A 10750-nucleotide genomic window follows, 5' to 3' on the forward strand; every position below is an offset into this window, starting at 1 on the left:
GGCCGCGGACGCGCTCCGGCCGCCGGAGCCCGCGGAGCCGGGGCGGAGGCCGTCCAGGAAGCGGGTCGGCCTCCGCCCGGGCCGGCCGCCGGGCGACCGGGACAGCGACCAGGACAGGGCCAGATGGAAACGGGCCCGGGTGACGCCGACGTACAGCAGCCGGCGCTCCTCCTCGATCTGCTCCGCCGTCTTGGCGTAGGTGATCGGCATCATGCCCTCGGTCAGCCCGACCAGGAACACCGCGTCCCACTCCAGGCCCTTCGCCGAGTGCAGCGAGGCCAGCGTGACGCCCTGGACCGTGGGCGCGTGCTGGGCGGCGGCCCTCTCGTCCAGTTCGGCGACCAGGTCGGAGAGCGTCGCCCCCGGATGCGCCCGCTCGAAGTCCTCGGCGAGCCTGACCAGGGCGGCCAGGGACTCCCAGCGGTCGCGCGCCGCCCCGGACCCGGCGGGCGGCTCGCTGCGCCAGCCCTTGGTGGAGAGCACCGCGCGCACCTCGGCGGGGAGGTCGTCCGCGTCGTCCAGGAGGGAGTCGTTGCCCCCCGCACGGGCCGCGCCGCGCAGGGCCACACCGGCCTCGCGGACCTCCGCGCGCTCGAAGAACCGCTCGGCGCCCCGGAGCTGGTAGGGCACGCCCGCGTCCGCGAGGGCCTGCTCGTAGATCTCGGACTGCGCGTTGACCCGGTAGAGCACCGCGATCTCGCCGGCCGGGACGCCCGCCGCGATCAGGTCGCGGATGCGGCGGGCGGTGCCCTCGGCCTCGGCGGGCTCGTCCGCGTACTCCGCGTAGGCGGGCTCGGGGCCGCGCTCCCGTTGCGAGACCAGGTCGAGGCGGTGCTCGGCGGCCCGGCCGGTGGCCTGGGCGAGCAGCCCGTTGGCCAGGTGGACCACCTGCGGGGTGGAGCGGTAGTCGCGGACCAGCTTGACGACGGTCGCCCCGGGGTGGCGGGTGCGGAAGTTGAGCAGGTGGTCCGGGGTGGCCCCGGTGAACGAGTAGATCGTCTGGCCGGCGTCGCCCACGACGCAGAGGCTGTCCCGGTCGCCGAGCCACAGGTCGAGCAGGCGCTGCTGGAGCGGGCTCACGTCCTGGTACTCGTCCACGACGAAGTGCTGGTACTGGCGGCGGACGTGGGCGGCGATGTCGTGCCGGTCCTGGAGGATGCCGACGGTGAGGAGCAGCACGTCCTCGAAGTCGATCACCGTGCGCTCGCGCTTCAGCTCCTCATAGGTCTCGTAGACCTTGGCGATCTCCGCCGGGTCGCGCGGGGCGTCGCGCTGGGCCTTGGCGACCACCGCCGGATAGTCGGCGGGGACGGTCTGGGTGACCTTGGCCCACTCGATCTCGCTCGTGACGTCGCGCAGCTCGTTGCGGTCGAGCCGCAGGCCGCTGCGGGCCGCCGCCTCGGCCACCAGCTGGACCTTGCGCTCAAGGAGCCGGGGCAGCTCGCCACCGACCGCTTTCGGCCAGAAGTACTGGAGCTGGCGCAGGGCCGCGGAGTGGAAGGTCCGCGCCTGCACCCCGCCCGCGCCCAGCTGGCGCAGCCGGCCGCGCATCTCGCCTGCCGCCCGGTTGGTGAACGTGACGGCCAGGACGCTCGCCGGCTGGAGTATCCCCGCGCGCACCCCGTAGGCGATGCGGTGCGTGATGGCCCGCGTCTTGCCCGTACCGGCTCCGGCCAGCACGCACACCGGGCCCCGCAGGGCCGTGGCCACCTCGCGCTGCTCGGGGTCGAGCCCGTCGAGGACGGCGTCCGCGGTGTCCGGGACCCGGGGGAAGAGGGTGGAGTGCGTTGCTGATGTCACCCCGCCATGCTGCCAGGTCGGCCGGGGCGCGTGCGGTGGTTGTCCACAGGGGCGGGGTATCCGTCGTACTAATGCGGGAGCGGTCCCGCGCGCCGTCCTCGCAAGGGCCTTGGGGGGCGGGAATGGCGGCCGGGTCGCATACGTTCACCTGGCGTGCGGCAACGCACGCCCCGGTCCCGTGTGACGTACCAGACGCGTGGGTGGCCGTCCGGGCGTGACGGGATTTGCCGGGACCGAAGAGACAGAGGAGCGCGAAGACATGCCGGGCACTGTGACGATGTACAGCACCACCTGGTGCGGCTACTGCCGTCGGCTGAAGGGGCAGATGGACCGCGAGGGCATCGCCTACACCGAGATCAACATCGAGCAGGACCCGGAGTCGGCCGCCTTCGTCGAGAAGGCGAATGGCGGAAACCAGACGGTCCCGACCGTGCTGGTGGTTCCCGAGAACGGCGGCACGGACGTTGTGATGACGAACCCGAGCCTGGCCCAGGTGAAGCAGGCCCTCGGGGCCTGACCCCCACGGCACCCCGCCCCCTCCGGTCGACGCACCGGTGGGGGCGGTGTCATGTCCGGCCCGTTCAGGCGCCCGCGCGCACCGGCTTCGGAAGCGGCTCGCCGTACCAGAGCTCGATCAGCCGCGCGGCGATCGAGATGCCGAACGGGGGCAGGATCTCGCCCGACTCGAAGGCGGCGGTCAGCTCCTCGCGGGAGAACCAGCGCGCCTCCTCGATCTCCTCGCCGTCCACGTTGATGTCGAACGTCGAGGCGCGCGCCATGAAGCCCAGCATCAGGCTGGACGGGAACGGCCAGGGCTGGCTGGCGACGTACTCGACCTCGCCGACCGTGATGCCGGCCTCTTCGAAGACCTCGCGGGCCACGGACTGCTCGATCGACTCGCCCGGCTCCACGAACCCGGCGAGCGTGGAGAAGCGGCCCTCGGGCCAGTGCACCTGGCGGCCGAGCAGGGCCCGGTCCTGGTCGTCGGTGACGAGCATGATGACCGCCGGGTCGGTGCGCGGGTAGTGCTCGGCGCCGCACGCCGGGCAGCGGCGGATGTGGCCGGCCGCCGCGATCACCGTGCGCTCGCCGCACCGGGAGCAGAAGCGGTGCAGCCGCTGCCAGTTCTCCAGGGCCACCGCGTGCACCATCAGGGCGGCGTCGCGCGGGCCGAGCAGCAGGCCCGCCTCGCGCAGCCCCGCCGGGCGGGCCGACTGGTCCATGCGGCCCGGCAGGGTGTCCTTCTGGAGGGCGAAGTAGCTGACCCCGTCCGCGTCGGTGCCGAGGAAGTAGCGGTGGGTCTCGGTGACGGGCGCCTCGAAGGCGGGCGTCATCACGAGTTCGGTGCCGTCGTCGGTGTCGTCGATCAGCACCTGGCCCCCGGAAACGACGAAGACCCGGGTCGTCGGGTGGCTCCACGCGGCGGACAGCCACGCCTCGTCGAGGCGGTGGTGCGCCGCGCGGTCGATGCCGCTCGGCGCGGTCAGACCGATGGGCCGGTCTGCGGTGGCGTTGTCGAAGGTGCTCACAGGTGCTTCCTACTCCCCCGGGATGGATCGGGCGTTCAGAGAGTTCAGCGGAGGGCGGCCGCCAGGTCGCTCCAGAGATGGGCGGCGGTCTCGACGCCCTTGAAGAGAAGGTCCAGCTCGACCTTCTCGTCGGGGGCGTGCCAGCCGTCGGACGGTACGGAGATGCCGAGGAAGAGGACCGGTGCGCCGAGCACGTCCTGGAGGTCGGCGGCGGGCCCCGAGCCTCCTTCACGGGTGAAGAGGACCTTCTGGCCGAACGCCCGGCCCATGGCCCGGGCCACGGCCTGGAGCGCCGGGTGGTCCAGGGGCGTCAGGCAGGGCCGGGTGGCGGGGAGGAAGGTGATCCGGTGGCTGATCCCGGCCGGGACGCGGGCCTCGGCCCAGGTCCGTACGGCCTTCTCGATGTGGTCCGGGTCCTGGCCCGCCACCAGCCGGAAGCTGATCTTCACGCGCGCTGACGCGGGGATGATCGTCTTGCTGCCGGCGCCCTGGTAGCCGCCGCCGATGCCGTTGACCTCGGCGGTCGGGCGGGCCCAGATCCGTTCCAGCGTGGAGTACCCGGCCTCGCCGGAGGCGGCCCGGGACCTGGCGGTGCGCAGCCAGTCGGCCTCGTCGAAGGGCAGCTCGGCGAAGAGCGCGCGCTCGGTGGCGGTGAGGTCGGCCACGCCGTCGTAGAAGCCGGGCACCGCGACCTTGCCGTCCGTGTCGTGGAGGGCGGCGACGAGGCGGGCGATCTCGGTGGCCGGGTTGGGGACGGCACCGCCGAAGGAGCCGGAGTGGATGTCCTGCCCGGGTCCGTGGAACTCGATCTCGCACTCGGCGAGGCCGCGCATCCCGGTGCACACGGTCGGCGTGGTCTCGTTCCACATGCCGGTGTCCGAGACGATCACCGCGTCGGCGGCGAGGCGGCCGGCCCGGCGCTCGACCAGGTCGCGGAAGTGCGGGGAACCGGACTCCTCCTCGCCCTCCACGATCAGCTTGAGGTGCACGGCGGGGGCGGTGCGGCCGGTGGCGGCGAGGTGGGCCCGGACGCCGAGGGTGTGGAAGAACACCTGCCCCTTGTCGTCGGCCGCGCCGCGTCCGTACATCCGGCCGTCGCGGATCACCGGCTCGAACGGCTCGCTGCTCCAGCCGTCCTCGCGGGCGGCGGGCTGGACGTCGTGGTGTCCGTACACCAGCACCGTGGGCGCCGCCGGGTCGTCGGAGGGCCACTCGGCGAAGACGGCGGGTGCGCCGTCGGTCTCCCAGACCTCGGTGACCGGGAAGCCGGTCTCCTTCAGCTTGGCCGACAGCCACTCGGCGCTGCGCCGTACGTCGCCCCCGTGCTCCGGCTGAGCGGATACGGAGGGGATGCGCAGCCACTCGGCGAGATCCTCGAGGAAGGCCGCGCGGTGCTGCTCGGTGTACGTGCGGACGACGCTGTCCGGGGTGTCGCTCATGACCTTCAGCCTATCCGTCCGCCGGAGGTGGCTCGTCCAGGAGGATGCGCTCCAGCTCCCGGCGGCCCGGAAGCGAGGCCGGGCGGACGGCCTCGCCGCTGCGGACGAAGAGGAAGGTGGCCGTGACGTCGGTGAGCGGCAGTCCGTGCAGCTCGGCCCAGGCCAGCCGGTAGACGGCGAGCTGGAGCGGGTCGGCGGTGTGGGCGCGGCCGGTCTTCCAGTCCACGATCTCGTACGTGTCCCCCGTGCGGTACACGGCGTCGATCCGGCCCCGGATGATCCGGCCGGCCAGGGTGATCTGGAACGGCGTCTCCACCCGGTACGGGGTGCGGCGGGCGTACGGGGTGCGCTCGAACGCTTCCTTCAGGTCGGCGAGGTCGCGCTCGTCGGCGATGTCGGTGTCGCCGTCGTCGCCGCCGGGCAGCTCGTCGGGGCCGAGCATGGGCAGCGGCAGCTCCTCGAACCGGGACTCCACCCAGGCGTGGAAGCGGGTGCCCCGCCGGGCGGCGGGCTGCGGCGGTCGGGGCATGGGCCGGGCCAGCTCCCGGGCGAAGGCGTCCGGGTCGTCGGCGAGGCGCAGCAGCTGGGTGGCGGAGAGCGAGGCGGGGACGAGGACGTCGCGCACGGTGGCGCGGGCCCGGCGCAGCTCCCCGGCCAGCGCGTCGAGGTCCCGGTCCCAGGAGGCGAGGGTGCGCGTCTCCTCGGGGGTGAGGCGGGCGGGGGTGCGGGGAGCCGGGACCTCCGGGGGCTCCGACGGCTCCGGCCGGGACAGCAGCTCCATCACCGTGTCGGCGGCGGCCCTGCGGCGGGCCAGGGCGGTGCCGTCCAGCGGGAGCGGCCAGGCGTGGTCGGCGGACGCCTCGGCCAGGGCCGGGTTCTCGTCGGTCTCCGCCGGGGCGTCGGCCCACACCTCGATCTCGCCGTACCCGGCGGCGCAGTGCTCGTACAGCGCGTGCAGGAAGGGGGACGGGCCGCGCGGCTTCTTCTGGGTGGGGCCCCACCAGTGGCCGGAGCCGAGCAGCAGCGTGCGGGGGCGCGTGAAGGTGACGTAGCCGAGGCGCAGCTCCTCCGTGTGCTGGTGCTCCTTCATCTCCTCCTTGAAGCCCTTGAGGCCCTTGGCGTCGTAGCCGCGGAGGGCGGGCAGGGTGGCGGTGTCGCCGCGCAGGGCGTGCGGGAGGACCTTGGCCTGGGAGGTCCAGGAATCCCGCGACTGGCCGCTGGGGAACTGGCCGGTGACAAGGCCGGGCACGGCGACGACGTCCCACTCCAAGCCCTTGGACTTGTGGGCGGTGAGGACCTTGACGGTGTTCTCGCCGCCGGGCAGCGCGTTGTCCAGGCCCTTCTCGTACTGGACGGCGGTGCGCAGGAAGCCGAGGAAGGCGAGGAGTGTGGCCTCGCCGTCGACGGCGGCGAAGCGGGCGGCGACGTCGAGGAAGTTACCCAGGGTCTCGCGGCGGCGGGCGGCCAGGGCCTGCGGGGAGGCGGAGAGCTCGACCTCCAGGCCGGTGGTGGCGAGGACGCGGTGCAGGACGTCCATCAGGGGATCGGCGAGCGAGCGGCGCAGGTCGCGCAGTTCGGCGGCGAGGCGGGCGAAGCGGACGCGGGCCTCGGCGGAGAACGGAAGCCGGTCGTCCTCCTCGCCGCCCGCGTCCAGGAAGGTGTCGAGGGCGTCGGCGAGGGAGATCACCTCGGCCGGGTCGATCCCCTCGACGGCCTCGGCGAGCCGGCGGTCGGGGTCCGCGTCGTCGCCGTGGGTGGCGCGGTGCACCAGGAGGCGGGCCCGGCGGCCGAGCAGGGCCAGGTCGCGGGGGCCGATCCGCCAGCGGGGGCCGGTGAGCAGGCGGACGAGGGAGGCGTTGGCGCCCGGGTCCTGGAGGACTTCGCAGACGGCGACCAGGTCCGCGACCTCGGGGAGGTGGAGCAGCCCGGAGAGGCCGACGACCTCGACCGGGATGTCGCGGGCGACCAGCGCGGCCTGGATCTCCGGGAAGTCGCCGGCGGTGCGGCACAGGACGGCGATCTCGCCGGGCTCCTTGCCGGTGCGCACGAGGTGGGCGATCGAGTCGGCGAGCCAGGCGAGCTCCTCGGTGTGCGTGGGCAGCAGGGCGCAGCGGACGAGGCCGTCGCGCTCGGCGCCGGGGGCGGGGCGCAGGGCCTCGACGCCCTCGTGCATGGCGCGCAGGGGCGCGGCGAGGCCGTTGGCGAGGTGGAGGAGGCGGCCGCCGCTGCGGCGGTTCTCGCTGAGGGCGTAGCGGGTGGCGGGGGTGCCGTCGGCGTGCGGGAAGTGGCTCGGGAAGTCGTCCAGGTTGGCGACGGAGGCGCCGCGCCAGCCGTAGATGGCTTGGCAGGGGTCGCCGACGGCGGTGACGGCGTGCCCGGTCGGCTCTCCGGTGCCGGGGCCGCTGCCGAACAGGGCGGAGAGCAGCAGGCGCTGGGCGACGGAGGTGTCCTGGTACTCGTCGAGCAGGACGACCCGGTATTCGTCGCGGAGGATCGCGCCGACCTCGGGGCGGGTGAGGGCCAGCTCGGCGGAGAGGGCGATCTGGTCGCCGAAGTCGAGGAGGTCGCGGCTCCGCTTCGCCTCGCGGTAGCGGCGGGTCAGCGCGAGCAGTTCGCGGCGGGCCTCGGCGGTGGCGGGGATTTTGCGAAGCTCTTCGTTGCTGAGCTTCGCGGTCTCCAGCGCGCTCAGCAGTCCGGTGTCGTACGCGTCGAGCTGGTCGGGGCGTACGAGGTGTTCGGCCAGCTCGGCGTCGAGGGCCAGCAGGTCGCTGACGAGGGTGGGGAAGGACTTGGTCAGGGCGGGATAGGGGCCGGGGGCCTCGCGCAGCACGCGGGCGGCGAGCTGGTAGCGGGTGGCGTCGGCGAGGAGGCGGGTGCCCGGTTCGAGTCCGATGCGCAGGCCGTGCTCGGTCAGCAGCCGCCCGGCGAAGGCGTGGTACGTGGAGATGCCGGGTTCGCCCGGGGGGTTGTCCGGGTCGATCACGTCCGGGTCGGTGATGCCCGCGGCGACGAGTGCCTTGCGTACGCGCTCGGCGAGCTCACCGGCCGCCTTGTTGGTGAAGGTGAGCCCGAGGACCTGCTCGGGGGCGACCTGGCCGGTGCCGACCAGCCAGACCACGCGGGCGGCCATCACCGTGGTCTTGCCCGACCCGGCTCCGGCCACGATCACCTGCGGGGCGGGCGGCGCGGTGATGCAGGCCGTCTGCTCCGGGGTGAAGGGGATGCCCAGCAGCTCCTTGAGCTGCTCGGGATCGGTGAGGCGCGGGGACACTCCACAGAGGCTAACCGGCGCCGCCGACAACCGGTGGCGTCGCGACGGCGGCCGTGGCCACCGCCTCCCGGTGGCGCTGGTCACACCCGGGCGGGTCTAGGTTGTCTGCTTGTCGCACCAACAGCCTCACGAGGACGGTCATATGAGCGCCGACGCACCCGCCCCCGACGCCGCCGAGCTGAGGAAGCGCATCGACACGACGAAGGCGCACCCCGCGCGGGTCTACGACGTCTTCCTCGGCGGCAAGGACAACTACCCGGCCGACCGCGAGGCCGCGGCCATGGCGCTGGCAGCCAATCCCCGCGGCTACCTCACCGTGCGGCACAACCGGGACTTCATGCGGCGGGCGGTGACCCTCGCCGCGAACGACGGCGTCCGGCAGTTCCTGGACATCGGCACCGGACTGCCCACGCAGGCGAACGTGCACCAGATCGCCCAGGCCGTCGCGCCCGAGTCGCGGGTGGTCTACGTGGACAACGACCCGGTGGTCCTCGTCCACGCGCAGGCCCTGCTCACCAGCGGTCCCGAGGGCCGCACCGACTACATCGAGGCGGATCTGCGCGACCCCGGGCCCATCCTGGAGGCCGCCCGCCGCACGCTGGACCTCGACCGCCCGGTCGCCCTGGTCCTCGCGGCCGTGACCCACTTCATCGAGGACGAGACGGCCTACCCGGTCGTGAAGCGGCTGATGGACGCGCTCGTCCCCGGCAGCTTCCTCGTCCTGAGCAATGTCAGCTCGGACCTCAACCCGGAGCAGGTCGGCAGCATCACCAAGGGGTTCAAGGAGCGCGGCTTCGCCATGGTGCGCCGGTCGTACGCCCAGATGGAACGGTTCGTCACCGACAACGGCCTGCAACTCCTCGACCCCGGCATCGTCCCCGTGCACCGCTGGCGTCCCGAGCGGGTCGTGGACCTGCCGGAGGCCGAGAGCCCGGATCCCGAGTTCGTGGCGGGCCTGGACGAGCTGGACCGTACGCGCTACCAGGACATCAACGACGTCACCGACGCCGACGTCAGTGTCTACGGCCTGGTGGCCCGCAAGCACTGATCCCCGGGACTACTCCACGACGTGCCGGCCCTCCGGCTGCGCGCTGCACGACGCCTTGAACGAGCAGTGGCCGCAGTGCTGGCCGGTCGTCGGCGTGAACCGCTCGTCCAGCACCCGGCCCGCGGCGGTCGCCAGCAGGTCGGAGACCCACTCGCCCTCCGGCGGCGCCTGGGCCTGCACCTTGGGCGCGGCGTCGCCGCCCTCCTTCTTGGGGGCCGCCTGGCGCAGCTGTACGAGTTCGGCGCCGCCCGGCACCGGCCGTGTACCCCCGAAGGCGTCGTCGACCGCGCCTTCCCGTACCGCCAGCTGGTAGACGGCGAGCTGCGGGTGACGGTGGACCTCGTCCTTCGTCGGGGACTGCTTGCCGGTCTTGAAGTCGACCACGTAGGCCCGGCCCTCGGCGTCCCGTTCGACGCGGTCCATGGAGCCCCGGATGCGCACCTCGTACTCCCCCGCCTCCAGCGTCACGTCGAAGTCGTGCTCACTGGCGACGGGGGTGCGGCCGGCCCGGTCCATGACGTGCCACCGCAGGAAGCGTTCGAGGGCGGCGCGGGCCTGCTCCTTCTCCTGGCGCGACTTCCAGGGGGCGTCGAAGACGAGGCCGTCCCAGACCGAGTCGAGCCGTTCCATGAGGACGGCCAGGTCGGCGGGCGTACGGCCGGAGGCCACCTCGTCGGCCAGGACGTGGACGACGTTCCCGAAGCCCTGGGCGGCGGTCGCGGGCGCGTCGGCCTTCACCTCGCGGCCCAGGAACCACTGGAGCGCGCAGGTGCGGGCGAGCTGGTCGAGCGCGCTGCCGGAGAGGGTGACGGGCTGGTCCCGGTCGCGCAGCGGCACGGCCGAGCGGGTCGGCTCGTACAGGCCCCACCAGCGGTACGGGTGCGCGGCCGGTACGAGCGGCTGGCCGTCGTCGTCGGTGAGCGCCGCGAGGCGGGCGAGGCGGCGGGCGGCCTCCTCGCGCAGCGCGTCGGACGCGTCCGGGTCGACGGTGGTGGCGCGCAACTCGGCGACGAGCGCGGCGACGGACAGCGGGCGGCGCGGGCGGCCGGTGACGTCCCGTGGTTCGACGCCCAGCTCGGCGAGGAAGCGGGAGGGCTGGTCGCCGTCGTCGGCGGGGGCCTTGACCGCGGTGACGACCAGGCGGTCGCGGGCGCGGGTCGCCGCCACGTAGAACAGCCGCCGCTCCTCCGCGAGGAGGGCGCCGGGCGTCAGCGGTTCGGCGAGTCCGTCGCGGCCGATCCGGTCCGCTTCGAGGAGCGAGCCCCGGCGGCGCACGCTCGGCCAGAGCCCTTCCTGGACGCCCGCGACGACGACGAGGCGCCACTCCAGGCCCTTGGAGCGGTGGGCGGTCATCAGCCGGACGGCGTCGGGGCGGACCGCGCGGCGGGAGAGGGTGTCGGCCGCGATGTCCTGGGCGTCGACCTCCTCCAGGAAGTTGAGCGCGCCCCGGCCGCCGGTGCGCTCCTCGGCGCGGGCGGCGGTCTCGAACAGGGCGCACACCGCGTCGAGGTCGCGGTCCGCGTTGCGCCCCGCGGTTCCCCCGCGCAGGGCCGCCCGCTCCAGCCGGGCCGGCCACGGGGTGCCGGACCACAGCGCCCACAGGGCCTCCTCGGCGGTGCCGCCCGCCTCCAGGAGCTCGCGGGCGGTGCGCAGGAGCGTGCCG

At 74.0% G+C, this 10750-nt stretch carries 7 protein-coding genes; 2 read left to right on the forward strand and 5 right to left on the reverse strand.

Annotation, left to right across the window (positions count from 1 at the left end; all coding sequences use genetic code 11):
* A partial coding sequence (locus G3I41_RS01285) for an ATP-dependent helicase (RefSeq protein WP_164398440.1) occupies positions 1–1800 on the reverse strand: 1800 nt, incomplete at its 3' end.
* Positions 1801–2059: 259 nt separating this feature from the next.
* On the opposite strand from G3I41_RS01285, the gene G3I41_RS01290 reads away from it, so the two are divergent.
* Positions 2060–2317 (forward strand): glutaredoxin domain-containing protein, encoded by a 258-nt coding sequence (locus G3I41_RS01290; RefSeq protein ID WP_164398441.1) that lies wholly within the window; start codon positions 2060–2062, stop codon positions 2315–2317.
* A gap of 64 nt (positions 2318–2381) precedes the next feature.
* Here the strand turns inward: G3I41_RS01290 and nudC are convergent, their stop codons facing one another.
* From nudC to G3I41_RS01305, 3 genes are read right to left on the reverse strand one after another with little or no spacing between them, the layout of a single operon-like run.
* Positions 2382–3329: an NAD(+) diphosphatase gene (nudC, locus tag G3I41_RS01295; protein ID WP_164398442.1), complete on the reverse strand. Its 948-nt coding sequence runs from the start codon at positions 3327–3329 to the stop codon at positions 2382–2384.
* 44 nt (positions 3330–3373) lie between these two features.
* Positions 3374–4768, reverse strand: coding sequence for a dipeptidase (locus G3I41_RS01300; protein ID WP_164398443.1), 1395 nt, complete (start codon positions 4766–4768; stop codon positions 3374–3376).
* Between the two features lie 10 nt (positions 4769–4778).
* Entirely contained in the window at positions 4779–8039 is a 3261-nt protein-coding gene (locus G3I41_RS01305; protein ID WP_164398444.1) for an ATP-dependent DNA helicase, read from the reverse strand.
* A gap of 142 nt (positions 8040–8181) precedes the next feature.
* Between G3I41_RS01305 and G3I41_RS01310 the strand changes: the two genes are divergently transcribed.
* On the forward strand, positions 8182–9087 hold the full coding sequence (locus tag G3I41_RS01310; protein ID WP_164398445.1) for an SAM-dependent methyltransferase: 906 nt from the start codon (positions 8182–8184) through the stop codon (positions 9085–9087).
* A 9-nt stretch (positions 9088–9096) separates the two neighbouring features.
* Here G3I41_RS01310 and G3I41_RS01315 read toward each other — a convergent pair.
* Positions 9097–10750 (reverse strand): PD-(D/E)XK nuclease family protein (locus tag G3I41_RS01315; protein WP_164398446.1); only part of this gene is annotated, 1654 nt, incomplete at its 5' end.

It is taken from the genome of Streptomyces sp. SID9727 (genome assembly GCF_010550605.1).
Lineage (GTDB): Bacteria > Actinomycetota > Actinomycetes > Streptomycetales > Streptomycetaceae > Streptomyces.

Coding starts and splice junctions, on each gene's coding strand:
- G3I41_RS01290 (WP_164398441.1), top strand. CDS start 2,060: ATGCCGGGCACTGTGACGATGTACAGCACCACCTGGTGCGGCTACTGC.
- G3I41_RS01300 (WP_164398443.1), bottom strand. CDS start 4,768: ATGAGCGACACCCCGGACAGCGTCGTCCGCACGTACACCGAGCAGCAC.
- G3I41_RS01310 (WP_164398445.1), top strand. CDS start 8,182: ATGAGCGCCGACGCACCCGCCCCCGACGCCGCCGAGCTGAGGAAGCGC.